This is a genomic window from Haloferax litoreum (assembly GCF_009674605.1).
Taxonomy (GTDB): Archaea; Halobacteriota; Halobacteria; order Halobacteriales; family Haloferacaceae; genus Haloferax; species Haloferax litoreum.
Map to the genome: position 1 here is coordinate 2264201 of NZ_WKJO01000001.1, position 25612 is coordinate 2289812.

The 25612-nt window shown below is 62.8% G+C and carries 19 protein-coding genes and 1 tRNA gene; 15 read left to right on the forward strand and 5 right to left on the reverse strand.

From position 1 onward, the window contains the following. Positions 1-56 precede the first annotated feature (56 nt). Positions 57-1256 (reverse strand): Cdc6/Cdc18 family protein, encoded by a 1200-nt coding sequence (locus GJR96_RS11720; RefSeq protein WP_058572294.1) that lies wholly within the window; start codon positions 1254-1256, stop codon positions 57-59. Between the two features lie 1292 nt (positions 1257-2548). Here GJR96_RS11720 and GJR96_RS11725 point away from each other — a divergent pair. The 3 genes from GJR96_RS11725 (at position 2549) to GJR96_RS11735 (ending at position 5375) form a co-directional block, all read left to right on the forward strand. Continuing rightward, positions 2549-3031: a hypothetical protein gene (locus tag GJR96_RS11725; RefSeq protein ID WP_151163087.1), complete on the forward strand. Its 483-nt coding sequence runs from the start codon at positions 2549-2551 to the stop codon at positions 3029-3031. 139 nt (positions 3032-3170) lie between these two features. Then, positions 3171-5204, forward strand: coding sequence for a DEAD/DEAH box helicase (locus GJR96_RS11730; protein ID WP_151164021.1), 2034 nt, complete (start codon positions 3171-3173; stop codon positions 5202-5204). 97 nt (positions 5205-5301) lie between these two features. Further along, positions 5302-5375, forward strand: a tRNA-Tyr gene (locus tag GJR96_RS11735). Between the two features lie 185 nt (positions 5376-5560). On the opposite strand, the gene GJR96_RS11740 is transcribed toward GJR96_RS11735, so the two are convergent. Continuing rightward, positions 5561-5983 (reverse strand): 2Fe-2S iron-sulfur cluster-binding protein, encoded by a 423-nt coding sequence (locus tag GJR96_RS11740; protein WP_151164023.1) that lies wholly within the window; start codon positions 5981-5983, stop codon positions 5561-5563. A gap of 177 nt (positions 5984-6160) precedes the next feature. On the opposite strand from GJR96_RS11740, the gene GJR96_RS11745 reads away from it, so the two are divergent. The 7 genes from GJR96_RS11745 to GJR96_RS11775 all read left to right on the forward strand — a co-directional run bounded on the left by GJR96_RS11745 (position 6161) and on the right by GJR96_RS11775 (position 10639). Continuing rightward, positions 6161-6439 carry a hypothetical protein gene (locus GJR96_RS11745; RefSeq protein ID WP_151163088.1) on the forward strand — a complete coding sequence of 93 codons (279 nt, stop codon included), beginning with the start codon at positions 6161-6163 and terminating at the stop codon, positions 6437-6439. Positions 6440-6579: 140 nt separating this feature from the next. Continuing rightward, positions 6580-6966: an acyl-CoA thioesterase gene (locus tag GJR96_RS11750; protein WP_058570764.1), complete on the forward strand. Its 387-nt coding sequence runs from the start codon at positions 6580-6582 to the stop codon at positions 6964-6966. Positions 6967-7104: 138 nt separating this feature from the next. After that, positions 7105-7581 (forward strand): 6-pyruvoyl trahydropterin synthase family protein, encoded by a 477-nt coding sequence (locus tag GJR96_RS11755; protein ID WP_151163089.1) that lies wholly within the window; start codon positions 7105-7107, stop codon positions 7579-7581. After that, entirely contained in the window at positions 7581-8354 is a 774-nt protein-coding gene (locus tag GJR96_RS11760) for a 7-carboxy-7-deazaguanine synthase QueE (protein ID WP_151163090.1), read from the forward strand. The genes GJR96_RS11755 and GJR96_RS11760 overlap by 1 nt, the downstream gene beginning before the upstream one ends. Before the next feature lie 32 nt (positions 8355-8386). After that, positions 8387-9133, forward strand: coding sequence for a 7-cyano-7-deazaguanine synthase QueC (queC, locus tag GJR96_RS11765; protein WP_151163091.1), 747 nt, complete (start codon positions 8387-8389; stop codon positions 9131-9133). Positions 9134-9212: 79 nt separating this feature from the next. Next, positions 9213-10001 carry a class I SAM-dependent methyltransferase gene (locus tag GJR96_RS11770; RefSeq protein WP_151163092.1) on the forward strand — a complete coding sequence of 263 codons (789 nt, stop codon included), beginning with the start codon at positions 9213-9215 and terminating at the stop codon, positions 9999-10001. 83 nt (positions 10002-10084) lie between these two features. After that, on the forward strand, positions 10085-10639 hold the full coding sequence (locus GJR96_RS11775; RefSeq protein WP_151163093.1) for an FAD-dependent oxidoreductase: 555 nt from the start codon (positions 10085-10087) through the stop codon (positions 10637-10639). Positions 10640-10691: 52 nt separating this feature from the next. On the opposite strand, the gene GJR96_RS11780 is transcribed toward GJR96_RS11775, so the two are convergent. Next, positions 10692-11582: a DMT family transporter gene (locus tag GJR96_RS11780; RefSeq protein WP_151163094.1), complete on the reverse strand. Its 891-nt coding sequence runs from the start codon at positions 11580-11582 to the stop codon at positions 10692-10694. Positions 11583-11654: 72 nt separating this feature from the next. Between GJR96_RS11780 and GJR96_RS11785 the strand changes: the two genes are divergently transcribed. Continuing rightward, on the forward strand, positions 11655-12536 hold the full coding sequence (locus GJR96_RS11785; RefSeq protein WP_151163095.1) for a DMT family transporter: 882 nt from the start codon (positions 11655-11657) through the stop codon (positions 12534-12536). Between the two features lie 203 nt (positions 12537-12739). Further along, positions 12740-14860, forward strand: coding sequence for a response regulator (locus tag GJR96_RS11790; protein WP_151163096.1), 2121 nt, complete (start codon positions 12740-12742; stop codon positions 14858-14860). A 6-nt stretch (positions 14861-14866) separates the two neighbouring features. Here GJR96_RS11790 and GJR96_RS11795 read toward each other — a convergent pair whose 3' ends face one another. Beyond that, positions 14867-15346 (reverse strand): SRPBCC family protein, encoded by a 480-nt coding sequence (locus GJR96_RS11795; protein WP_151163097.1) that lies wholly within the window; start codon positions 15344-15346, stop codon positions 14867-14869. 398 nt (positions 15347-15744) lie between these two features. Then, positions 15745-20280: a glycoside hydrolase family 15 protein gene (locus GJR96_RS11800; protein ID WP_151163098.1), complete on the reverse strand. Its 4536-nt coding sequence runs from the start codon at positions 20278-20280 to the stop codon at positions 15745-15747. A gap of 173 nt (positions 20281-20453) precedes the next feature. Here GJR96_RS11800 and malA point away from each other — a divergent pair, with 173 nt between their 5' ends. From malA to GJR96_RS11815, 3 genes are all read left to right on the forward strand, one after another. Further along, positions 20454-22472, forward strand: coding sequence for an alpha-amylase MalA (gene malA / locus GJR96_RS11805; RefSeq protein WP_305037521.1), 2019 nt, complete (start codon positions 20454-20456; stop codon positions 22470-22472). A gap of 42 nt (positions 22473-22514) precedes the next feature. Then, complete coding sequence (gghA, locus tag GJR96_RS11810) at positions 22515-24995, forward strand: glucosylglycerol hydrolase (protein ID WP_151163099.1); 2481 nt, start codon at positions 22515-22517, stop codon at positions 24993-24995. An 85-nt stretch (positions 24996-25080) separates the two neighbouring features. Continuing rightward, complete coding sequence (locus GJR96_RS11815; protein WP_151163100.1) at positions 25081-25578, forward strand: redoxin domain-containing protein; 498 nt, start codon at positions 25081-25083, stop codon at positions 25576-25578. Positions 25579-25612 lie beyond the last annotated feature (34 nt).

Consider the following 25612-nt stretch of genomic DNA (forward strand, 5'->3'; position numbering starts at 1 on the left):
ATAGTCCCCGCTGACGATTCGACACGTCCACCGACTCGGGCGTCGGTCCGCCCCCCTTAGACGTCTTCTGTCAGGACGTCTTTAACCACGTCCGGGTCTTCGAGCAACTGGTGTTTCGTGTAACTCCCTTCAGCACTACCGCCGCTGTGTTTGGACTGCTCGATGATGTCGAGGAACGCGTGTTCTTTGAGGAGGTCACGAACCCGCCGGAGAGAGAGGCTATCCGAACCCTGCTGTCGGCAGATGTTCTCGTAGACTTCGTACACACGACTCGTCCGGAAGCCATCCTGCTGTTGGTTAGACAGCGAGAGAATCGCCAGTGCTTGGAGAACGTAGCGTGAGTGCGGTGTCGAACCACGGATGAGTTCGCGGAATCGGTCTGTCTCTGCACGCTGGCGCGCCTGCGTGACGAAGTTCTCTTTCACCGTGCTCGCACCCATCGACTGTGCAATTTCGCCAGCGTACCGAAGGATGTCGATTGCCTTGCGGGCGTCCCCGTGTTCACGGGCGGCGAGTGCCGCGGCGCGGGGAATCGTCGAGGGGTCCAAGACCCCGTCGCGGAACGCGTCACTCCGGGCATCCATGATATCCCGCAGTTGGTTGGCGTCGTACGGGGGAAAGACGAACTCGCGTTCACAGAGACTGGATTTGACGCGTTCGTCCATTCGGTCTTTGTACTGAATCTTGTTGCTGATACCGATGACACCGAGTTTGCACCCGGAAATCTTCCCCGCCTCACCCGCCCGCGAAAGTTGCATGAGAATATCGTCGTCGCTCAGTTTGTCGATTTCGTCGAGGATGATGAGAACGACGTCGTAGAGGGCGTCGAGGATACGCCAGAGACGCTTGTAGTACGTCGACGTAGAGAGTCCTTTGTCGGGGACTTTGATGCCCGTGACCGCGGGGTCGTTGACGCTATCCGCGATTGTCTGGACGGCCTGCGTCTCTGTGGTGTCCTGTGCGCAGTCGACGTAGGCGAACATCGCCTTCACGCCTTCTTCTTCGGCAGTATCGACGAGTCGTTGTGAGACGTACTTCGCACAGAGTGACTTCCCCGTCCCCGTCTTCCCGTATATCAACACGTTGCTCGGACTCTGTCCGAAGATTGCAGGATTCACCGCCGTCGCGAGGTTCGAAATCTCGTCGTCGCGACCGACGATGCGACCCTCACCAGGGAGGTGATTGATCTCTAACAACTCCTTGTTAGCGAAGATGGGGTCCTCCCTGGTGAAGAGGTCGTCGCTGGCGTTAGGCATGTTCGCAACACACCACGTTTCCGGTGAAAGGACTTACCATTCGACGCAGGACACACACACCGGATTTCCGGTGAACGGGTACGAACCTCCGTTTCCCGTCCACACGAAACAGAGGTGTGGGTTCACCGGAAACTCGGTGTGGGACAGACCGACCCCAACAATCTCGCCGGCGTTCGAACTTCGCAGTCGGCTGTCGGTCCGTCGTCCCCCGAATTCTCGGCTCAGGTCTCAGCGGAGTCAACAGACGATACGACGACAGGTCTTCCAGAACGTAGCCGAACCGGTTCGGTGGAGTGGTGACTCGGAAGAGGCGGAGAAAGACGAGGGAAGGTCAAATCTCCCGAAAACAGACGATTTAGTACCTGAAATTCGCTTCGAACATTTCTCGAGTAACGAGAAATACTTTGTTTGCGAGTGTATCAATGGTCGGTAACACAAATAAACTATTTAATAGTTGCTATAGGTTGGAGAAACAGATAGAACACAGGTACGAGGTAACGACAGCAAGTAGAGGGTGACGGCACAGTCGAATCGACATCGTACACCGGAAATGAGGTGTCCCTCACCGGCCGTTCGTGACCGCTGGGGACAGTCTTGAGGACCGCTGAAACCGGGATTTTCACCGGAAACCCGGTGTGTAGGTAATAAGTGGACCGATTCGAATCGGTCGTCGTGTGCACCCGACTGTACGTCGACCTGTCGAGACCTCGAATCCAGTCGGTTCGAGTCCTACAACCGCCGTGGACACTTCACCGGAAACACGGTGTGTCCGCTTCTATCGAGACAGCACATACTTCGTCGACTTCGCGCCCCCCACGTGCTGTGATTTCACCGGAAACGTGGTGTCTGTCAGCGCTGTAACGTTCCCGGACGGGTACTCGCCAGTCGCACGAACCTGATACGGCAAAACCGACACTAGGCGACGGGACCGTTCACCGGAAACGTGGTGTCTCTGCCCTCTTTCGTCTCTCTCGGGTTTCACCGGAAGCGAGGTGTGGAAAGACACGCCACAATCCTCTGCGAGACACGCCACATTCTTCCGGGAGATACGTCACAATCCTCTGGTGATACCTGCGGAAAAGAGGGATGACCGTGGATACGACGGAGAGGAGAGACGACCATCGATAGGGTGGAACCGACCACACATCTCCACGGCGGAAACGTATCCCAGCGCGATTCACCGGAAACGCGGTGTGGGACCAACTGACGTGAACTCGCGACTGTCGGCGACACCTGACTGTGTCGTTCTCGTGGCGTCAATGCAATTACCCCAGAGTACGAACCGACTACGTATGCATGCACTCGGCCGTGCGTGGGTGCGTCTTCGCGAGGCCATCGGTAACGCTGAAAGCGGCGAGAAGTGGGCACTCGAGTGGTCACGCCGAGTCGAGACCCGATGGTCGTACGGTGACGAACTCATCGACTGCTTCCGATTCGACGACGGTTACGTGACGACTGTCCAGTACGAACGACAGGGCGTCAGGTGGCAACTCACACCTGGACAGGTCCCACTCGCGAGTGCCCTCGCGATGGCGAGACTCTACCTCGAGCACCGACTGACACCACAGACCGACCGAGAGGGGCGTCCGTTTATCGGACTCGCCGACCACGGGCCGGTCCAGGTGTTCGAAGAGATTCCACCGGAACCTGTCGAGTACGTCTATCTCGACGGTATCCGGACACTCGAAGAGTTCCCCGATTTCATCACCATCGACGAGAATCTCCGGTCTGTTTTCGAACGCATGGCACCTGCGCAGTCGAGAACGTCCCGATAGGACGTGTCCCACTCCACCAGCACTCTCCTCTCCGATAGCACGTCTTACGTTTCGATAGCCTCCGTGTCGGATGCCTCTCTCGTTCGGGTACAGTCCGCGTGTCGCAAGCCGTTTCCCCCTCGCGTCCGTATCCGGGATGATGACTGCCGAGGACGGAGAGCAGACTGCCGAAGATGAAATGCGGACTGCTGAAAACGGGACGCAGACTGCCGCGGACGGAGAGCAGACTGCTCCTGCGGACGAGTCCGACACCGTCGTACTCGACCGACTCAGCGACGTAACCGATGCCACCGTCCCGAACGACGACGAACGACCGACCGATGGTGTCCCGACAGATGCTTCGGGTGTCTCCCTCGCTTCGTTCTACGACGCTCTGGAAGCGGAGGGTCGTCCGGTCGTGACGGCACAGCAAGTTGCTCGCCGACTCGACGTGACGCAGGCAGACGCGTTGGACGGACTCGACGCACTCGTCGACGCGGGCCGCGTCGAGAAGGTGAACGTCGAGACTGACCCCATCGTATGGTATCCGACGGAGTGGGGGAAACTCGCCGCACGCGAACGCGTCGTCCTGTTCCCGAAGCGTCGTGAACTCGTCGTCGACAACCCGACGCAGTACACACGCGCGCGCCTCTCACAGTTCGCCCACCTCGTAGACACGACAGGTGACCGCGAAGGCCGTGGCCGTGGGTACCTGTACCGAATTCGGCAGGAAGACGTGTGGCAGGCACCGTTTGACGACGTTCGAGACCTCATCGCAATGCTTCGGTCGGTCGTGCCGGAGCGCTCACCCCACCTCGAGACGTGGGTCGAAGACCAGTGGAAACGCGCCCACCAGTTCCGCCTGTACTCTCACGAAGAGGGATACACCGTCCTCGAAGCCGCGACGGAGAGCCTCATGGGCAACGTCGCCCTCCAAAAACTCGACGACGACCAGATTTACGCACCGATTTCCGACACCGAAGCGTGGGTCAGAGACGAGTCAGTCGCAGCAATCAAACGAATCCTCTACGACGCCGGGTACCCCGTCGAAGACGACCGCGACCTCGAAGAAGGTGAAGCACTCGACGTCTCGCTCCACGTCGAGTTACGCGACTACCAGCAAGACTGGGTGGACCGTTTCTTGGACCAGCGCGCTGGCGTCCTCGTCGGTCCGCCGGGTGCGGGAAAGACCATCGCTGGCATCGGAGCACTCGCAGCAGTCGGCGGCGAGACGCTAATTCTGGTTCCGAGTCGAGAACTCGCGCGACAGTGGCGCGAAGAACTGCGCTCGACGACCGACCTCGACGACGACCAAATCGGGGAGTACCACGGCGGACAAAAAGAGATTCAACCGGTCACCATCGCGACGTACCAGACGGCGGGGATGGACCGACACCGTTCCCTGTTCGACTCACGTCGCTGGGGTCTCATCGTCTACGACGAGGCGCACCACATCCCCAGTCGTGTCTTCCAGCGGAGTGCCGACCTTCAGTCCAAACACCGCCTCGGACTGTCGGCGACGCCCATCCGTGAAGACGACAAAGAGGCCGAGATATTCACCCTCATCGGCCCGCCAATCGGGACCGACTGGGGCAAACTCTTCGACGCGGGCTACGTCCAGGAACCAGAAGTCGAGATTCGGTACGTCGGGTGGGAAGACGACATGGCACGCAACGAGTGGGCGTCCAGCGACGGCCGAGAGCGCCACATGCTCGCCGCGATGAACCCCGCCAAAGTCTTCGAGATACGTCGACTCCGCGCCCGTCACCCCGACTCGAAGACGCTCGTCTTCGTCGACTATCTCGACCAGGGTAAAGAGATAGCCTCGGCGCTCGACGTGCCGTTCGTCAGCGGCGAGACGCGACACCACCGCCGCGAGGCGTACTTCGAGGCCTTCCGCGACGGCGACGTAGAGACACTCGTCATCTCCCGCATCGGCGACGAGGGAATCGACCTCCCGAACGCAGAACTCGCTATCGTCGCCTCCGGCCTCGGTGGGTCGCGTCGGCAAGGGTCCCAGCGCGCCGGACGTACCATGCGCCCGGCCGGAAGCGCACTCGTCTACGTCCTCGCGACCCGCGGAACCAGCGAAGAAGACTTCGCCCAGCGACAGATGCAACACCTCGCAGGGAAGGGGATTCAGGTCCGCGAGGTCAACTCGTCCGAACCCACAGACGGTGGGTCAGCCGAGTAGGAAGTTCTGTCACGACATCGGTATCGACCCGCAGTCGGCCAGTTAGCCACCTGAAATGAGAATTCTTAAGTCCAATCGTAGGTTGAGATTCTCTTGACCGCTCTTAGCTCAGCCTGGCAGAGCAGCCGACTGTAGATCGGCTTGTCCCCCGTTCAAATCGGGGAGAGCGGACTTCTTCAGCGACCAACGTTTCGCAGTGGAACGTCCACACCGAGCCGGTTTGAGCAGCGAGCGAACGCAGTTAGCGAGTGAGTTCAAATCACCGTGGCTCGCCATGCTCACCACGAGCACTCGCTCGTTTCACTCACGAGTACGGGGAGAGCGGATTTCTCCACGACGTCGTCTCACGAGAGTATTCACTCGCGTCCGCCCCAGATGCGTTTGTCTTCGACGAGGTCCACTTCCATCGCCCCCTCGACGAGAATCTGACACGAGAGCCGAGGGTACCCGAACCGCGATGCCAACCGGTCGTGCCAGTGCGTCGGAGAGGTCTCTCCCTCGACGACCCGCACACCACAGGTCGCACAGAGGCCACGACCGCCGCAGTTCGCCCGTTCGGTCAGGCTGGTGTACGGTGAGAGGTCGGCATCGAGAAGAACGTCTCGCAGAACACGACCGCGTTCGACGTCGAGGTCGACGACACTATCGTCGGTTCGAACCCTGACGACGACTATCTCGGCCCCGCTGTCTGTCGTGTCGCTCTCGGGTTCGGTGGTGGTCGACGTGGGTCTACTCTCGACGTCGTCGCGCTCGTCTCCCGACGCATCGGGATTCTTCATGTCTCGTAGGACGTTCGGGTGCCACGGACATGTACGCTCGCCAGTTCGCTCGTTTCGGGGGCGGACGCTCGTCATCGTCCGGAACACGTCTGCCACGCAGGAATTGGTATGTAGACTCAATATCTGAAAATATCAGTAATACAACTGCTTATGCCGGATGACTACGTACGCTGAACCATGACTGCCCTCTCTGCGACACCCGTGCTGGTGAACGTACGCACCGAAATGAACGACCACGGAACGATGACCGTCGAACTCCACGAGACGCACGAGACACGCCACCTCGTCGAGTACGAGTCCGACCGAATTCGCGATACGCTCGCGTCACTCCCGGTTGGTGCCCGCGTCCCCATCGAGATGGTCCGCGTCGGGTCGCGCTCGAACGTCTGGCGGGTCGTCGCACTTCACGGACGCCGCCTGCCAACGCCTGACCTGTCCGTCTCGACGGCTAACTAACGGACGAGAGCGGCCACGGGGCAGCACCTGCCGGTGGGCTTCACTGTTCTTCGTTCGCTGGCGCTGTCTGACGGCGTGGTCTTCGATTGTCCCACGACGAACCGCCGGGGCTATATCCTTCGCCCGTGTCCCGCAGTCCAATGACTGTCGTCGCCGAAATTGCCGTTCGATTCCGTGACCACGACTCCTTCGGACACGTGAACAACGCCGTCTACGCGACTTACTGTGAGCAAGCGCGTGTCGAATACTTCGAGTCGGTACTCGACGTCCCCCTCCCCGAACTCGACATCGTCGTCGCACACCTCGAACTCGACTACCGAGCACCTATCGAGGGTATCGGAACCGTCGAAGTCGAAGTCGAGGCGGGCGAACCCGGTGGGAAGAGTTTCCCACTCTTCTACGAACTCTCCTACGAGGGCGACGTCGTCGCAACCGGGAAGACGATTCAAGTCGCGATGGACGAGTCCGGAACGCCGACTCGCGTCCCGGATTCGTGGCGCGAAGCGATAGCGAACCAGTCCGAGTAGGGAACGTTCCGAGGCCATCACTCCCGCCGTCTTCATCGTGAGTGAGCGACGGGTTCGGACACTCTCCCCGACGCGAACCAGATTCGAGTGACGACGCCGAGACAGCGAAATTAAGTAGTCTGCGAATAATCTCTGGGTATGCCCCAGGGAACACTCAAACAGACACGACAGTCTGCTGACGAGGCAGCGGACTCGCTCGCGCGTGCGGGCGAACGTGTCCTGCACATCGGTCGTGACCGGCCAATCCGCATCAGCGCCGGCCATCGCCTCCTCCACCACGACGGCAAATGTAGTCGGCCACACGGCCACAACTACGAAATCGCGGTCCGCGTCGTCGGCGAACTCACCGACGAGGGGTGGGTCGTGGACAAAGGTGTCGTGACCGACGTCATCGACGAGTGGGACCACCGATTCCTCGTCGAAGACGGCGACCCACTCGTCGACGCGTTCGAGTTGTCGGGCGACGCCGACGGGATGGTCGTCCTCGACGCGCCTCCGACGGCCGAGGTGATGGCCGTCGTCCTCGAAGAGAAACTCGAAGCTACGCTCCCCGACACCGTCTCCGATATCTCGGTCGAGGTTAGCGAGACGGCGGAACTCTGCGCAGGATTCTGATGCCAGTCTCCGATTCGGTTTCGCGACCCGACACCGACGCCGACGGGGACCGACTCCCTATCAACGAACTGTTCGCGTCGCTGCAAGGCGAGGGAAAACTTGCTGGCGTCCCGAGCACGTTCGTCAGGACGAGTGGGTGCAACCTCCGATGTTGGTTCTGCGACTCGTACCACACCTCGTGGGAACCGACGCACGCGTGGATGGGTGTCGAGGAAGTCGTCGCCGAAGTCGACGCACTCGCACCCGAACACGTCGTCGTCACCGGCGGCGAACCCCTCGTCCACGACGAGACGGCGACGCTCCTGTCTGAACTCGCCGACGACTACCATCTCACCGTCGAGACGAACGGGACACTCGAAACCGACGCGCCAGTCGACTTGGCGAGCATCAGTCCAAAACTCGCCTCGTCGACGCCGACACCCGAAAATGCGCCGACGGACACCGACCCCGGTGTCTGGACGGACAAACACGAGTCGGCGCGTATCGACCTCGATTCGCTCGCCTCGCTGGTCGACCACGCCGACGACTTCCAGTTGAAGTTCGTCGTCACCGGCCGTGACGACCTGCCCGAAATCGAATCACTGGTGGACGACGTGCGCGGTGTGACGACTCGTGAGGTCCGCGACAGCGACGTGTTGCTCATGCCCGAAGGGCAGACCCGCGACGCCCTCGCTCGAACCCGAACCGACGTTGCCGACCTCGCCGCTGAGTTCGGATATCGCTACACGCCTCGCCTGCACGTCGACCTCTGGAACGACGCACCCGAAACCTGAGTATCCCTGACTGAACGCTCTCACCTATCACGATGACTGACGATACATCCACAGACGACGCATCTACAGACGACTCGCCCAGCGACGAGAAACGCGCCGTCGTCCTCCTCTCCGGCGGCATGGACAGTGCGACGACTGCCTTCGAAGCGAAGGAACGTGGCTACGAGATATACGCACTCCACACCTCTTACGGCCAGAAGACCGAGTCCACGGAGTACGAGTGTGCCCGTGCCCTCGCCGACGAACTCGACGCCCGTGACTTCCTCCACATCGAGACGAGTCACCTGAAGCAAATCGGCGCGTCGTCGCTCACGGACGACTCGATGGCCGTCGAAGACGCCGACATGGACGCAGACGAGATTCCCACGTCGTACGTCCCCTTCCGGAACGCGAACCTCCTGTCGATGGCCGTCTCGTACGCCGAAGCCAACGACTGTGAGACCGTCTTCGTCGGCGCACACTCGGAAGACTACTCGGGCTATCCCGACTGTCGCCCCGAGTTCTTCGAGGCGTTCGAGGCGATGGTCGAAGTCGGAACCAAACCCGACACCCACATCTCGCTCGACGTGCCGTTCGTCCACGACTCGAAGACCGATATCGCCCGACGCGGCCTCGAACTCGGCGTCCCGTTCGAACACACGTGGTCGTGCTACCGTGCCGAGGAACCCGCCTGCGGAACCTGTGACTCGTGCGCGTTCCGGTTGCAGGCGTTCCAGAACCTCGGCGAACGTGACCCGATTCCGTACGCGGAGCGACCCGACTACGTCGACGCCGCGTAGGATGACTCGGACGGGACGTTGACTCACCGCGACGCGGTGCCGTCCTGTTTTATCCCACTTCTGACCGAACCGTCGTCCCATGAGCGACGACAAGCGCCGGACCGCCGCCCACTTCGGTGACGCCGCCGAGTCGTACTTCGAGAGCGAGGTTCACCGTCTCGGTGACGACCGGCAGACACTCGCCGCGTGGTGTCGCGACGCGACCCGCGCACTGGACATCGCGACGGGTGCTGGCCACACAGCAGGCGCAATCGCGAAAGCGGGTGTCTCGAACGTCGTCGCCACCGACGCGGCACCGCAGATGGTCGCGACAGCAGTCCGCGAGTACCCCGTCACCGGCGTCGTCGCCGACGCGGAGCGTCTCCCGTTCGCCGACGAGTCGTTCGACGCCGTAGCGTGCCGAATCGCCGCCCACCACTTCCCCGACCCGGAGGCGTTCGTCGCGGAGGTGGCCCGCGTCCTCGAACCCGGTGGCGTCTTCGCCTTCGAAGACAACGTTGCACCCGAAGACGACGAACTCGCCGCGTTCCTCGACGGCGTCGAACGCCTCCGCGACCCGACGCACGTCGAACTGTACCCTGTTTCGCAATGGCGTACGTGGTTCGAAGACGCCGGTCTCTCGGTCGAAGCGGTCGAAACCGCGAAACTCACGCTCGAATTCGACCCATGGACCGAGCGAACTGGCGTCTCTTCCACCGACCGGGCGGAACTCGAACGTCGCTTCCGTGAGGCATCACCCGCGGCGAAAGCGACGTTCGAAGTCGAGTTCGACGGTGAGTCAGACGGTGAGTACGACGACGAACCTGACGACGAGTCTGTCGTCTCGTTCGCCAACCCGAAAGCACTGATTCGAGCGCGGAAACGGTAGTCGAGTCCTCGTCTCCGACCGGTTGTGCGACTCGTCACAGATGGCCCAAATCCTCATCTATCTCCGCACCGTCATGTATTGGCATGGCACGAGTACTCGTGGTCGGTGGTGGTGCCGCAGGACTCTCCGCTGCACTGTTCGCGTCGAAAAACGGCCTCGACGTGGACGTATTCGACACGGACAAGACGTGGTTGCACAAGGCCCACCTGTTCAACTACCTCGGCATCGACTCGAAAGACGGAACCGAGTTCCTCGAAGACGCCCGCGAGCAAGTCGACGGGTTCGGCGCGACACGCCACGAAGCCGAAGTGACTACTGTCACACAATCGGGCGGCGGGTTCGTGGTCACGGCCGACGACGAGGAGTACGAGGCGGACTACGTCGTCCTCGCGACGGGGACGAAACGTGGCCTCGCCGAGGACCTGGGATGTGCGTTCACCGACGAGGACGTCGTCGACGTCGACGTGACGATGGAGACGAGCGTCGAGAACGTGTACGCGACCGGTGCGATGGTCCGCGCCGAAGAGTGGCAGGCCATCATCTCCGCCGGTGACGGCGCCGCCGCCGCCCTCAACGTCCTGACGAAGGAGAAGGGCGAACACTTCCACGACTTCGACACGCCGGCAGACGCCGAGTAGTATCGTCACCCGAGGGTCAGGTTCCTGACTCGGGCGCTTTTCGAACTCTGCTTTACGACTCTACGAGTACGACGCCAGTCACGACGAGTGTCCCACCGAGCACAGTCACGAGCGTCACGGGTTCGCCGAGGACGAGTGCACCCAAGGTGAGCGTGCCCGCTGGTTCGAAGGTGCTGACGATACTCGCTCTGCTGGCACCGATGCGGGCCATGCCAGCGAAGAACGCGAATATCGGAATCGCGGTGGCGAAGACGGCGATTGCACCCACGATGAGCCACGACGCCGTCTCGGTCGGAACCGAGAGTTGCCCCGTCACAGTGCCGACGAGAAGGAACGACACGGCGGCCGCCGGAAGGACGTGGGCCGTGAGCGTCTGGGAATCGACCGTGTCCAGTGCCCGGCGACCCACCACGATGTACGTCGCGTAGACGACGGCCGCGACGAGGACGATGAGAACGCCTCGCGGGTCGACGCCGGTGGGGTCTGCTCCTGTGATGAGTGCGACACCAGTGAGTGCGACGACGAGTGCGCTCACAGTTCGTCTCGTGACCGGTTCGTCGAGTGCGACGACTGCGAGGCCCACGACGAAGACTGGGTACGTGTAGAGGACGATAGACGTGAGTCCTGCCGTCAGGTACTCCAACCCGAGAAAGTAGAGGAAACTCATCGTGGCGTAGCCGAGACCACCGAGTCCGAGGCCGACGGCCAAGTCGCGTCCCGAGAGCAAACGCACGTCACCGCGGAGGGCTAACCACACCCAGACGACTATCGTCGCGATGAAGAACCGAAAGAAGAGGACGGTCGGAATCGAGAGGCCCGCCGCCGCGGCGAATTTACCGAAGATGGCGAGCGTGCCGAATCCGAGTCCCGAGAGGGCGACGAGTCCAATCCCGAGTCGGTCACCCGTCCCGAACCTGTCTCTCGTCTCCAACCAGTCGCTCATTATCGACCCACGGACGACCGGAGGCTAAAGAGATTCGCAAGCGGTAAGCCCTCACTCTTCATCGTGCGGGGTGTGACCACGGCTTCGCACGATGGCCCAATCTCCCCGCTCACCGGTCTCGGCGTCGCGATACTGGCCGTCAGCACGAGTGCGATTCTCGTGCGCTGGAGTAACGCGCCGAGTCTGGTCAAGGCGTTCTACCGCGTCGTATTCACCGTCGCCCTGCTCGCCCCGGTTGCGCTCGTCCGCCATCGCGACGCGGTGGCCAGTATCTCACGACGTGACCTCTGGGCGGCGAGCGGTGCGGGTGTCGCCCTCGCGGCGCACTTCGCGTCGTGGTTCGAGAGTCTGAACCACACGACGGTTGCGGCCAGCGTCACACTCGTCCAGGCGCAACCGCTCTTCGTCGCCGTCGGCGCGTGGGCGTTCCTCGACGAACGCGTGAGTCGCCGGACGACACTCGGCATCGGTGTCGCACTCGCCGGCATGGTGTTGATGTCGCTGTCTGACCTGCTCACCGCGAGCGGTGCCCCTCGTCCACTCTTCGGGAACGCACTCGCAATCGTCGGCGCAGTGACTGCCGCCGCGTACGTCCTCACCGGGCGGAGCGTCCGCAGTCGCGTCGCACTCGTCCCCTACGTCGTCGTCGTGTACAGCGTCTGCGCGCTGGCGCTCCTCTCGGTCGCAGTCGCTCGCGGCGACCCACTCTCTGGCTACCCACCACGCGAATGGCTCTTGTTCTTCGGGATGGCTGTCGGTCCCGGTATCTTCGGTCACACGGTCATCAACTGGGCACTCGCGCACCTCGAATCGAGCGTCGTCTCGGTGTCACTTCTCGGTGAACCTGTCGGTAGCACCATCCTTGCCCTCTTTCTCCTCGGTGAGATTCCCACGCTTCCGACGGTTCTCGGCGGGGCCATCGTCCTCGGTGGCATCTACATCACTGCCTCGTAACTCACAGCACCGCCTCGGAACTTCCAGCACCGCCTCGTAACCCGTGAGAGCGTCACTCACCGCCGATGGTGACGTGTCGTTTCGATGCTCTTTCGTCGTGTGAGCACGTCTCGCACCGAAATATGTCGGGGGATGCTACAGTGGGTTATCGCTGGTGATAACCGCGACATAACGCTCATATTACTGAGCGAGTGCAACACAGTATGGACGACGGCTCGGGTGCTGACGTACGCGTTCTTCACGTCGACGACGAGCCGAGCCTCACTGACCTCGTCTCTATCTATCTCGAACGCGAGGCGGGCGACGTCGACCTCTCGGTGACGACGTCGAACTCGGGGACTGACGCGCTGGAACGACTCCGGCAAGAGCGAATCGACTGTATCGTTTCGGACTACGACATGCCGGACATCGACGGATTGGAGTTCCTCAGAGCGGTTCGGTCAGAACATCCCGACCTCCCGTTCATTCTCTTCACCGGGAAAGGCTCCGAAGAAGTCGCGCGGGACGCGTTCCGCGTCGGTGCGACCGACTACATGCAGAAGGACACGGGTACCGACCAGTACACGGTCCTCGCGAACCGCGTGGTCAACGCTGTCTCGCAGTATCGCGCGAAAGCCGCCTCAGAACGCTACGGAACCGCAATCGAAGTCCTCGACAGCGGCGTCTACTCGCTCGACAGCGACGCGCGCTTTTCGTCCGTCGACGAAGTCTTCTGTGACCTCACGGGGTACGACCGGTCGGATATCCTCGGCACACGATTTACCGACATCATCGAGAACACCCCCGACGAACTCGAAGCGGTGTTCGAGACGGTCACTAGTTCGACCGGCCCGGAGACAGAGCGATTCGAAGCGGTGCTTGCCCCCGGCCCGAACTATCCGCACGACGACCTCCTGTGCGAAGGCCACCTCGCGGCCCGACCGACGGAAGATGGTGAATCGGGCGTCATCGGAACGCTGCAAGACGTGACCGAGCGTCGGCGGCATCGGGACCGAATTCACTACGAAACACGGCTGAAAGACGCCGTCTTGGACACGTCGACGTCGCTGATGAGCGCCGAAGCGGACGAAATCGGGACGAAGATAGAGTGGACCCTCCAGACGGTCGGTGAAGTCGCTGGCCTCGACCGGTGTTCCGTGTACCTCTACGACGACGAGACGAACGTCGCCGCCCGAATGCACGATTGGCAGAGCGGCAACCACACCAACCACCCGAATCGTATCTCGCTCCGAGACGCTCGCTGGTTGGTCGAACGCTTACACCGCTTCGAGAACGCGTGTCTCCACAGCGTGTCTGACCTCCCACCGGAGGCATCGAAGACGAAACGCGTCCTCGCAGACGCAGAGACCGGTGGATTCGTCTCCGTCCCGATGGTTTCGAAGTGGTCGCTCGTCGGATTCGTCGTCTTCGACGTGGTCGACGACGGCCGGTCGTGGACCGACACGGAAGTCGACCTGCTTCGGTCTGTCGGCAACAACATCACACACACGCTGGCGAGACAGCGGAGAGAGCGCGAACTCCGGCGGCAGAACGACCGCCTCGAAGAGTTTGCGTCGGTCGTCTCACACGACCTCCGGAACCCACTCAACGTCGCGAAGGGGTTCGTCGAACTCGCCCGTGAGGAAGACGACGTGACGCACCTCGACCGGGCACTCGACGGCGTCAGCCGAATGGACACGCTGCTCAACGACGTGCTCACGCTGGCCAGACAGGGGCGGAAAGTCGGCGAAACCAGCTCTGTCGCCATCGAGAACGTGGTCGAACGAGCGTGGAAAGCCGTCGACACCGGCGGCGATGCCGTTCTCATCGTCGAGGATGGCCTCGGGACCACGCCGGCCGACGAGGGACGACTCCAGCAGGCCTTCGAGAACTTGTTCCGAAACGCTGTCGAGCATGGTTCGACAGGCCGTCGGAATCCTTCCGACGACACTGTAGAACACGGTTCCACAGGCACCCAGACCGTGTCTGGTGACGACGCTGTCGAGTCTGGTGCTGCGGAGGGTGCAGACTCTCACGGTGACGGTGTGGACCGGAATCCGGATATCTTGGTCCGCGTCGGGCCGACGCAGTCCGGGTTCTACATCGCCGACGACGGGTCTGGCATCCCCGAGGACAAACGCGATACAGTGTTCGAACACGGACACACCACGTCCGAGTCTGGAAGTGGGTTCGGTCTTTCTATCGTCGAGAGCATCGTCGAGGCCCACGGCTGGGAGATAACGGTCACCGAACCAGAACCCGACCTCGGTGGGGCGCGGTTCGAGTTCGACGTCGGCGGTGTCCGCTCAGAGGTCGAACCCCGGTTTTCCCTCAGCGACGACTGAGAAACTCTATTCTACCGCCGCCTTCGTCCGTCGATGCCGCTCACGGAACATGGGCTCGAACCCGACATCACCAAAGACGCCGGCGAGTTCGCCCAACGGACCGAACGGGAGTTCGTACGCGACCCTGTCGTCGATAATCGTCTCGTCGCCGTCGGCGACGAAGCGATGCGTGTGTACCCAGCGCTCGAACGGCCCGCCGGCCATGTCGTCGCGGAACCACGCCGTCGTCTCGTCTTTCTCGCGTCCGAGGATGCGCGAGACCCACCGCTGGCGTGGCCCGACACCGAACGGGCGCATCGACATCTCGATTTCCGTTCCAGCGACGAGTTCGTCTGGGTCGCTGTCGCCGTCGGGCCCGCGAACGGCGACGATTTCGAGGTTCATCCACGCCGGTGTGAGGGCCTCTAATCCCGAGATATCGGAGTGGAACTCCCAGACGCGTTCGAGGGGCGCAGCGACGCGGGTCCGACGCTGGTACACTGGCATACGTGCTCGTTAGGCCCGAGGCTGGAAAGCAGTGATGGCACCGAGCGACGGCGGCGAGAGGACGGGTGCCGTCGCTGACGATGCAGAAGACGCCTACGCGGCAACTCTTGTGGCACGAACCGCGTAGGCGGGCAAGGGCAACGCTCGGCCGTCGTGGAATTCGGGTTGGCTGTCGGTAGACGGCCGGGTGTCGTTGTATCACCACGACACGTGTCGTGGCGGGGATAGCTATTCCAGGAAACACCTTAATAATTTTGCATGTTTCGGTGAACGTCTCCGGCCGTGGACTGTGTGAAGAGAGGAAATCCAGTGATGCCCACGGGTCACCGCCAGACACGACTACCCGACCGATTGCACCTTACTGGAGACGTTGGAAAATACTCGCCCGAAGTGTATGCTTAGAGCGTGAACCGCGAGACGGTCGTTCCGGCCTTCGTCAGGTCGGTGTGTGTCGCGGCGGCGACGGTGACTTGATTCTCGCCGTACTCGATGGCGACTTCGACTTCGAACGACTCGTCTTCGGGTTCGACGAGCGTCGTCTCACCGGGCGTCTTCACCGCGGCGACGGCGGCGTCAGTCTGCCCGGAGACGACGAGTTTGTCGCCTTTGAAGCGGGTGCTCACGCGGAGACTCGGCCCGGACGGGCGGTCACGTTCGACGTAGCGTTCACGGACGAACGCCGGCGTCTCGACCGGTTCGCCGGCGTCGACACCGTGTGCGAGGCGAACGAACTGTGCCATCGACCACGCGAGTGGTGTCGCACTGCCGGTCCCTTCGCCGAACTCCCAGTTGAAGGCCGTCGAGTGTTCACGGTCCCAGACCTGTTCGGCCAACATTCGACCGGAGTTGGAGAACGCTGCCATCGTCCGGAGGAGGTTCTTCGGCGCGAGTTTGCCCGCTTCGGTTCCGGCGATGAGTTCGTACTCACCACGCTCGCCGGTGAAGATTGGCCAGAGGCGACCCTTGCCTTTGGCGTCGATAGACCACGGGGCACCTTCTTCGTCGCGTTCGCGCTCACCGTAGCCGTCACCGTTGTAGCGGTAGAACGCCGGACCGTGTGGCGTATCGACGCGAATCGTCTCGTCCGTCTCTTCGATGGAGTTGCGAATTATCTCGTCGTCGGCCGGTTTGATGCCGAGGCGTGTCAGTTCGAGGAACCCGCCGTCGATAATCTCGCGTTCGTCCAGCGTCGGGCCGTTGTTCGCCAGCGTCCGGAGGTGTCCGGCGTCGGGTTCGCCATCACGGGTGATGCGGACGTAGTACGGCGTGTGCGTGTGGCGGTCGGTGCCCGTGCGGGTCGCGGTCCAGTCGTCCACGCGCTCGGCCCAATCGTCCGCGAGGGCGAGCCAGACCAAGGCGTCCTCGTCGTGGCCCTCATCGAGTGCGACGGCGGCCGCGCAGGCGAGCCCTGCGATTTCGGCCGCGATAGACGACGGCGAGTATCCGGCTTCTTCTTCCCATCGTTCCTGTGCAGTCGGCGGTCCGTTTCGAGCGACGTAGTCCGCAGACCGTTTGACGTTGACGTAGTCGTAGTCCACGTCGTCGAAGGTCACACCGTGTTCTGTGAGCATGTACGCCATCACCTGCGGGAAGGAGATGTTGTCCATCTGCTCGCCGCCCCAGCGGGTCCGGCCGTTGAGGTAGGTGTTCTGCGGGATGAATCCCCGGTCGTCCTGCTGGTGCGTGTAGATGTATTCCAGCGCGTCGATGGACGTCTCGATGTCGCCGACAGCCTCGAAGACGGTGAAGACCTGATAGAGGTCACGCGACCAGACGAAGTTGTACCCGTACCCCTTCGATTCCTCCGCAGGGACGACTTCGCCCCACGGAACCGACGGTGACGCGATGCCTGCGCCGAGGTAGGTCTTGTCCTCGACTGCCCGGAGACTCATCAGACAGGTCTTGTACTGTGCCGTGAGGTCAGGGTCGCTCGCGACCGAATCTGGGAGGTCTTTGTCCGAGAGGAACTCCTCCCACGAGTCGGTGTACGCTCCGCGAACCGTCTCGTAGCCACGAGTGAGCGCACCGGCGGCCTCGCCGAGCGCGGCGGCGGTGTCGGCGTGTTCGGCCAAGCCGAGTGCGAGCGTCTCCGAGAGGTCGTCGCCGGTCCCGATTCGTCCGACGAGGACGACGTTCTCGTCGTCGACGCGTTCTTGTGCGGTCGGCAGTTCGCCCTTGGAGAAGAACTCCGCGAGGTACTTCGACCCGGCGACGCCGACGGTGGCCCACTCGAATCGTCCGGCAGTAGTCAGTGCGATGGCGACGCTGTACTCCTGACCGTTCTCGTCGATGAGGAGCGTATCGCGTCCTTCACCGGCATCGAACGCGCCGGCGTCGCGTGCGACGAGGTGGTAACTTCCGAGTTGGCCGAGACGGATACCCCGGTCTTTCGTTCCGGTGTTGGCCAGTGCCGTGTCGGCGACGGTGTACAGTTCGTACTCGCCGCCGTCGAAGGATTCGAACTGCACGTCCGCGAGCATCGCGTCGTGTTCGGGGTCGATGGTGTACTCGACGGTGAGTTCCCACTCGTGACCGCGGCCATCACCAGTCTCGGTGATGACGTGCCGGAACACGAGTGCGTCTTCGTCGACGATTTCGGCGCGTCGTTCGACGGTATCTGCGTGGTCGTCGCGTCGGGTCTCGTTGTGGGTCCGCGCCGTGTACTCGGCCTTCGGGTCGGCGTCGACGACGAGGAAGTCCAGCGTCCGGAGGTTCATCAAGTCGACACGCGGGAAGCGAACCTCGGTGAGTGCACCTTCGGTGAGCGTGTACCAGAGTCGCGAGGGGTCTTCGGACCCGTGGTCGGCGACGGTGCCGATTCCGTACTTCTCACCGGTCGTCCACCGGGGTCGGTTCTCCGGGCCAGTCGGCGCGGGTTTCGGTGCCGGGAGCGCGTCGATTTCTGCGAGGATGGCTGTCGTCTCCATCCGAATCGCGTGTGGCCACCCGAGCGGTGTCGCACTGTCTGGCGTCCCGTCGTCGAACACTTGTTCGGCGAGGTAGCCTGCGTCCGTCGAGAATGGGCCGTCGGGTTGGAGCAGTTCGTAGAGGTTCGTCGCACGTTCGACGAACCGGCGTCCGTCCTTGCCGAGTCGGTCACAGAGGACGCCGAACTTCGCGGCGGCGTTGGCACCCCACGAGGTGGCGACAGACCAAACTTTCTCGCCGTCTTGTCCACCGGCACGCCAGTAGTCGTCTTCGAATCGGACCAACCCGGCCACGTCGCCGCGGGGGTTCCGGTACAGTCCTTTCAGCGTCGCCGCCATGTGCTTGACGAGGCGGTTCGCCGTCTCGGAGTCCACCTCTTCGATGTCGGCGTAGGCGTCCACGGCGTCGACGAGTGCGAAGGTGGCGGAGTCGAGTCTGTCGTCGCGTTCGCCGTTTCGGTCGAGGCGGAGCGCGTACACCTCTCTGTCTTCGTCCCACAGTTTGTCCAGTCCCTCGTACACGAGGGCCGCTTGTTCGGCGGCGTGTTCGCGCAACTCCTCGTTGAGTGGCGCGGTGGCGATGGTTGCGTACGCCTGCAAGAACGTCGCGGCCGTGTGTGTGAACCGACCGGCCATGTTCTCCCACGCGTTCTGGCACGCCATCGGGAGGCCGTCGTCTTCCAGACTGCTGTCGAGTCCGGAGATGCCCGCCGCGATGGTCGAGCGGATGCGGCCGACGAGTTCGTCGTCGAGTTCGTCACGACGCTCCGTGAGGACAGTCGCGAGGTAGGTCAGCACACTCGCCGTCTGGTCGGCCTGATACTCCCCGTCGCCGGCACCTTCGACACGGCCGTGTGCCCATCCGGGCGCGATGCTCCCGTCGACGGCCCAGACGCGGTGTGGCCACGTCCCGTCTTCGAGTTGCGTACGACAGTAGAACTCGGCGCTGGTCGCGAGGCGGTCTGCGAGGCCGAGTTCGAACGCGTCGTCAGCGTGCGCGAGTGCGCGCGAGATTTCTGCGTCGTCTCGGAACCACGTGTACCCGTACCCACCCGAGTGGGCGTAGAACGGGTCGAACTCGGGGCCTGCGATGCGGGCGCCGCTGGGTGCAGTCAGGAGCGAGAGCGCACGGAGGTCTGACCGGACGATTCGTTCGCGGGGCGTCCCCTCGGGCACGTACACTTCTGCTTGTTCGCGTGCGGCCGCACGGAGTTCGTCGGCCGTCGCGTGTTGGAGTGCGCAGTGCTGGAGGTCCGCGAGTGCGTCAACCCGGTCCATCTCGCTGTGGTCGGAGAGTTGGGTGACGAGTGTCGTTCGTGCTGCCCGCCCATTCTGTTCGAGTGGGGCGCTGACGACCACGTCACCGGAGAGGTGCGTGTCTTCGTAGCTATTGAGGACTGCCTCACGGGGGAAGTCGAACACGTCGTCGGAGAGCATCTCGTCGAAGCGTTCGGGAATCTGGCCGCGAACGTCGTCGAGACCGGTCGATGCGGTGACGTAGTCGTGTTCGTCGCGATGGAACACCTCGACGGCTTGCGTCCCGTTGGGTCCGCCGTCCTGATGGATGAGTCGCCCGACTTGCGTCTCGCGCCCTTCGGGTGCGAGGGTGAGAAACGCGGTCAGGTGGGCGTCGGTCGGAATCGCACCGCGCAGTTCGACGTGTGTCACGTGCGCGCGACCGAGTGTCAGGTCGTACTGGTGGACGGTGTACTCGCCGGCGTCGTACTCGGTTTCGACGAGACTCGTCTCTCGATAGTAGTGCTGCCGGACGGATTCGAGTTCGTCGAACCAGTGTGTTTCGCCGTCTGTCTCGATACCGAACCGAGAGCGGTCGATTCCATAGAGGCCGGAGAGCGCAGACGAGTAATCGCGGAGAGACCCGTTGAGACCGACGAAGACGAGTCGGTCCCCATGGCCCGAGAACGCGCCATCCGAGGTCTGACACTCCTCTGGGAAGCGCCCACCCCGGTCACGCTTGAATTCGTTTAACGCGGTCCGAAGTCGCATAGAGGTAGACGTTGGTCTCGAACCATAAGTATTGGCCGCTCGTCGCCCATCTTACCTCTATTCTTAGTAAACTTTCGTACCCTTTCTGACGACGGGGTAGGGGCCGTCTGCCGACTAAACAAGTATTCTCACGGGAGTAAATACAAAGTCACCCGGTACGTTCTACTGTACATATGCATCACCCAGGACCGCCGCAGTTCATGGCTGTCGGTGAGTCAGTCCAACTTGCACCGCGCGACCCAGCACCCGACGCCGAGTACGCGTGGCGCGTTCGAAGCGCGCCCGTCGCCAGCAGCCTCGAACTCGCCGAAGACGAGGCGGTCGTCCAGTTCGACCCCGACGCCGCGGGAACCTACGTCCTCGAACTCGACGCCCCGGATGGCACCCACACGCTGACCATCCGTGTCTTCCCCGGTTCGTACCTTCCCGCGGGGTCGGTCCGAAGCGGGGCCAGCGGGATGAGCGGAATGAGCGGTTACAGCGGCCAGAGCGGGTCTGCCCGGCCGACGCAGGTCAGCGGTGGCGCGTCAGGGTCCGGAAGCGGTGCCGATGAGGCCCAGCGTGGCGACGGGGGGCGCCCACGCATCCGTCTCGATGCCACCGTCGAAGACGACGTGGTCGTCGTTCGTGCCGACCCACAACCGAACCCGAACAGTGAGACCGACCGCGACGACCTGGTTGTCGAGTTCGTCGTCGACGACCGGGACGAAGTAGACGAGACTGCCGTCGAGACCGACGGCTGGGAACTCCGTGTTCCGCTCTCGGCTATCGGTGACAGACTTCGCGTCCACGCCGTCGCCATCGACGAGACGTACAGCGTCCCCGACACCGTCACCGTCGAACGCGATGCGCTGACCGACGGTGGCGTCGCGGAGACCGAAGTTGAAGCGAAGAGTCAAGCCGACGGCTCTGGCGCGCAGTCAGCGTCCGTCTCCCGCCCCAACGACCCACCAAAGTGGGCACAGGAGGTGACCCTCTACGAGATTTACGTCCGGGGCTACGCCTCTGACGACGACGAGGCCGACAACACCTTCGAGGCACTCGAAAAGCGACTCGACTACCTCGAATCGCTCGGCGTCGACTGCCTGTGGTTGACTCCTGTCCTCCAGAACGACCACGCGCCCCACGGCTACAACATCGTGGACTTCTACTCCATCGCGGAGGACCTCGGCACCCGAGAAGACTACGAGCAGTTCGTCGAGGCCGCCCACGACCACGGGATGAAGGTCCTCTTCGACCTCGTTTTGAATCACTCGGCGCGCGACCACCCGTTCTTCGAGGACGCGTACAAGAACCCCGACTCCGACTACTACGACTGGTACGAGTGGCAGGACAACGGTGAACCGGGCACCTACTTCGACTGGGAGTTCATCGCAAACTTCGACCACCGGAACCTCGACGTTCGACGCTACCTCCTCGACGCCGTGGACATGTGGGCCGACGTGGCCGACGGATTCCGCTGCGACATGGCGTGGGCCGTCCCCGACACCTTCTGGCAGGAGATTCGTGAACGCGTCAAGTCGAAAGACCCCGAGTTCCTCCTTCTCGACGAGACCATTCCGTACATCGCCGACTTCCACGAGGGGATGTTCGACATGCACTTCGACACGACGCTGTACTTCACGCTCCGGCAGGTCGGCCGCGGCGACGAACCCGCCGAGCGCATCCTCGACGCCATCGACCAGCGTGCCGAAGTCGGCTTTCCCGACCACGCGGCGTTCATGCTCTACCTCGAAAACCACGACGAGACGCGCTACATCGTCGAGTGCGGTGAGTCCGAAGCGATGGCCGCCGCGGGCGCACTCTTCACGCTCCCCGGCGTCCCGATGGTCTACGGCGGCCAAGAGATTGGTCAGCGCGGACGCCGCGACGCCCTCGCGTGGAAGCACGCCCGCGACGACATCCGCGACCACTACGAGCGACTCATCGAGGTCCGCGACGAGACGCCTGCACTCCGATACAATGGGTCGTTCCGGCGCATCGACTACGAGGCTGACTCCGACCGCGTCGTCGCGTTCGTCCGCGACCACGACGACGGGTCGTATCTCTGCGCGCTGAACTTCAGCGACGACCCGGTCACGGTCGACGTCGGTGACCTCGCAGTCGACGCCACGGACATCGTCTCCGGCGACTCCATCGCCGCCGAAGGTGGCCTTCGCGTCGACGACGTTGCAATCTGCCCCCTCGCCTGAGTACCTCTCGACAACCCTCTGTCAGCTGTTCACCCATTCACGATGAGCACGAAATACGGCACCCCGACGCTCCTATCCGACCGTACGGACGACCTCGTCTCGTGGTACGAGACGGTCGTTGCGAACTACGACGACACTTTCGAGGCCGCGAAAGAACTCTCGACACGACTCGGTGCGCACGTCAGCGACGACGCCGTCGAGTTCGGCTTCTGGACGCCCGAACTCGTCGAAGACGGCGTTCCTACCGACGCCGTCGAACTCGAGATACTGACGCCGCCTGCGGACCTCGACCCCGGCGAGACTGACCACCGTCAGGTCTCCTTCCAGCGTGACCGCATCTCGATGGAACGCGCCGGCGATTACCACTGGGCAGTCGTCGAAGGCGTCCGCGCGGGGACACGCGACACGCTCGGGTCACTTTACCAACTCGTCTACGAGGACGACGACGGTGAGGAACACACGATTCAGGACCCTGTCTCCTACTCCGTCCCGTTCGGTGCGTTCGCGCCCGCAGAGGTGTACGACCTGACCGTTCTCGACGAGACGCGCGCCGACCGAGAATACTTCGAGGCCCTCGGTACCGACGACGAACGCGTTTCGACCACCGAAGACGACGGCCTCCCGCGCATCGGCCCCGCGACGAGCATGCTGGAGATTCACCCCGGAACCGCCACCGAACGCGGGTCGCTCGCCGGCCTCGCCGAGGTGTACGAAGACATCGCCGCCAAACAGCGCGCCGGCGACGACCTCGACCCGTGGGAACGCGCCTTCGCCGGGTACGACGGCATTCAGGTGATGCCCGTCGAACCGCTGACCGAGAACGAAGAAGAACACGACTTCTGGTCGGTCGAATCCACGTCCGACGACGCACTCGACGTCGAAGTCGCACGCCCCGAGATGATAAACTGGGGCTACGACATCGTCGTCAGCGCCTTTTCTGCGCCGAACCCGGCCATCCTCGAAACCGGCCGCCCGGACGAACTCGTGGACTTCATCGCCGCGTGCCACGACCTGCCGCGACCCATCAAAGTCGTCTTCGACGTGGCACTCGGCCACGCCGACGACAGAGGTGCGGAACTCCTCTCCGACCGATACATCCTCGGCCCGGGGATGTACGGCAAGCACCTCGACTACACCGAACCGACAGCGCGTGCCGTCTTCCTCGAGATGCAGCGCCGGAAGATGGACTTCGGCGCCGACGGGATTCGCGTCGACGGCGCGCAGGACTTCACCTCCTACGACCCCGAAACCAGCGAAATGTACCACGACGACGACTTCCTCGCCGAGATGGACCGCGTCACACAGGAAGTCGCCGGCACAGAGTACCGGCCGTGGATGGTTTACGAGGACGGCCGTCCGTGGCCACGCGAAGACTGGGAACTCGCCTCGTCGTACCGTGCGCTCATCGAACAGCACCCCCACTCGTTCCAGTGGTCGCCCATCACGTTCGCGCACAACACGCCCGCACTGCTCACGTTCTGGGCGACGAAGTGGTGGCGTGTTCGCGAAGTCGGCGAGTTCGGCGGCAACTGGTTGACGGGCGTCGCCAACCACGACACTGTCCGCCGCGGGACGCAAATCGACCCGACGGTGGAGTTCAACCAGTCGCCGGTCAACCCCTACCTCGGTGAGGACTACCCCGAGACGCTCGACGAAGCGTACGACAACGCCGCGTCGTCGATGCTGTTCCACTGCTTCCTCCCGGGCGTTCCGATGGACTTCGTCCACGCCAACATGCGCGCCCCGTGGGGTTTCATGCGCGACACCGACCCGACGTGGAACGTCAAAGTCGTCTCCGACGAGTCGAAGTTCCTCTACTGGCAGGTGCGCGACGAGGACTTCGAAGACGACCGGTTCTTCCCCCGTGTGAAGAACCTCGGATTCGAGTCGCGTGAGGAACTCCTGACGTTCATGAACGCCCTCTCGTCTGCCGTCGGTGCGACCGACTACGACCTCGACGTGATGGCCGACATGCTCTCGGCGATGGACCAACCGCTCGGTGACGACCTTTCTGCGTCAGACCTCGAAGCCTACGGTTACGCGTGGATGCGCGACATCCACGAGTTCGCCAACCTGAGCCACTGGCACGACGCCCAGGACGACGAGCGCTCGGCGTACCGCCTCCAGACGAGAGAATTCCGCCACGACCGCCCGTGGCTACTGGCCGACCTCGACGAAGACGAGGACTACTTCACCTACCGTCACCCGACCGACGGGACGGTCCTCTACTACGGATTCCGGAACTCCCCGGACGGGGTCTCCGCAAGCGAAGCGAGCGGAGGCTCGTCGGACTCGCTCCGCTCGTCCGACGGTGACGAACAACTCCTGTTCGCCGCGAACATGGAGGGCGTCCCGGTCGAAGTCTCACCCGAGTACCTCGCCGCCGACGCCGCCGAAGACGACAACGCACCCGAGATTCCGACCGACGGATGGGAACCGGCCCTCGTCGCGCCCGGCGTGGACGAGTCTACGGAAGTCGAAATCGCGAACGGGCAGGCAATCGTCTGGCGGCGCGAACCGTAGGTAGGCGCTCCGGCCCGTTCTCGGGTCGCTAGTGACGAAATCCACCGGGCGAACGGTTTACTCGCTGCGGTTGCAACTGCTCTCTATGCTCGACGTTGGCGACAGCGCGCCCGATTTCTCCGTCCCCATCGCAGGCGGCGAGGTGTACAACGACATCAGTTCGTTCACGCTCAGTGATGCACTCGGCGACGGGCCCATCGTCTTGGCGTTCATCCCGGCGGCGTTCACCAGCGGATGTACGACGGAGATGTGTACGTTCCGGGATTCGATGCACCGGTTCGACGCCCTCGACGCACAGGTCTACGGCATTAGCGTCGACCTCCCGCCGGCATTGAATATCTTCATCCAGCAAGAGGAACTCAACTTCCCCATGCTCTCTGACTGGAGACACGAGGTCATCCACGACTACGGCGTCGTCCTCCCCGACATGTACGACCTCTTCGAAGTCGCCAAACGGAGCATCTTCGTGCTCGATTCGACGGGGACCGTGACGTATCGGTGGGTCGAGGGCGAGGGCAAGACCGACTACGGCGCGGCTATCGACGCGGTGTACGACGCCGTCGCCGAGACTGTTTCCTCGTAACGCTCACCGACAGCGGCGCATACGTGGATGGCTC

Coding starts and splice junctions, on each gene's coding strand:
- GJR96_RS11720 (WP_058572294.1), bottom strand. CDS start 1,256: ATGCCTAACGCCAGCGACGACCTCTTCACCAGGGAGGACCCCATCTTC.
- GJR96_RS11725 (WP_151163087.1), top strand. CDS start 2,549: ATGCATGCACTCGGCCGTGCGTGGGTGCGTCTTCGCGAGGCCATCGGT.
- GJR96_RS11730 (WP_151164021.1), top strand. CDS start 3,171: ATGACTGCCGAGGACGGAGAGCAGACTGCCGAAGATGAAATGCGGACT.
- GJR96_RS11740 (WP_151164023.1), bottom strand. CDS start 5,983: ATGAAGAATCCCGATGCGTCGGGAGACGAGCGCGACGACGTCGAGAGT.
- GJR96_RS11745 (WP_151163088.1), top strand. CDS start 6,161: ATGACTGCCCTCTCTGCGACACCCGTGCTGGTGAACGTACGCACCGAA.
- GJR96_RS11750 (WP_058570764.1), top strand. CDS start 6,580: ATGACTGTCGTCGCCGAAATTGCCGTTCGATTCCGTGACCACGACTCC.
- GJR96_RS11755 (WP_151163089.1), top strand. CDS start 7,105: ATGCCCCAGGGAACACTCAAACAGACACGACAGTCTGCTGACGAGGCA.
- GJR96_RS11760 (WP_151163090.1), top strand. CDS start 7,581: ATGCCAGTCTCCGATTCGGTTTCGCGACCCGACACCGACGCCGACGGG.
- queC (WP_151163091.1), top strand. CDS start 8,387: ATGACTGACGATACATCCACAGACGACGCATCTACAGACGACTCGCCC.
- GJR96_RS11770 (WP_151163092.1), top strand. CDS start 9,213: ATGAGCGACGACAAGCGCCGGACCGCCGCCCACTTCGGTGACGCCGCC.
- GJR96_RS11775 (WP_151163093.1), top strand. CDS start 10,085: ATGGCACGAGTACTCGTGGTCGGTGGTGGTGCCGCAGGACTCTCCGCT.
- GJR96_RS11780 (WP_151163094.1), bottom strand. CDS start 11,582: ATGAGCGACTGGTTGGAGACGAGAGACAGGTTCGGGACGGGTGACCGA.
- GJR96_RS11790 (WP_151163096.1), top strand. CDS start 12,740: ATGGACGACGGCTCGGGTGCTGACGTACGCGTTCTTCACGTCGACGAC.
- GJR96_RS11795 (WP_151163097.1), bottom strand. CDS start 15,346: ATGCCAGTGTACCAGCGTCGGACCCGCGTCGCTGCGCCCCTCGAACGC.
- GJR96_RS11800 (WP_151163098.1), bottom strand. CDS start 20,280: ATGCGACTTCGGACCGCGTTAAACGAATTCAAGCGTGACCGGGGTGGG.
- malA (WP_305037521.1), top strand. CDS start 20,454: ATGCATCACCCAGGACCGCCGCAGTTCATGGCTGTCGGTGAGTCAGTC.
- gghA (WP_151163099.1), top strand. CDS start 22,515: ATGAGCACGAAATACGGCACCCCGACGCTCCTATCCGACCGTACGGAC.
- GJR96_RS11815 (WP_151163100.1), top strand. CDS start 25,081: ATGCTCGACGTTGGCGACAGCGCGCCCGATTTCTCCGTCCCCATCGCA.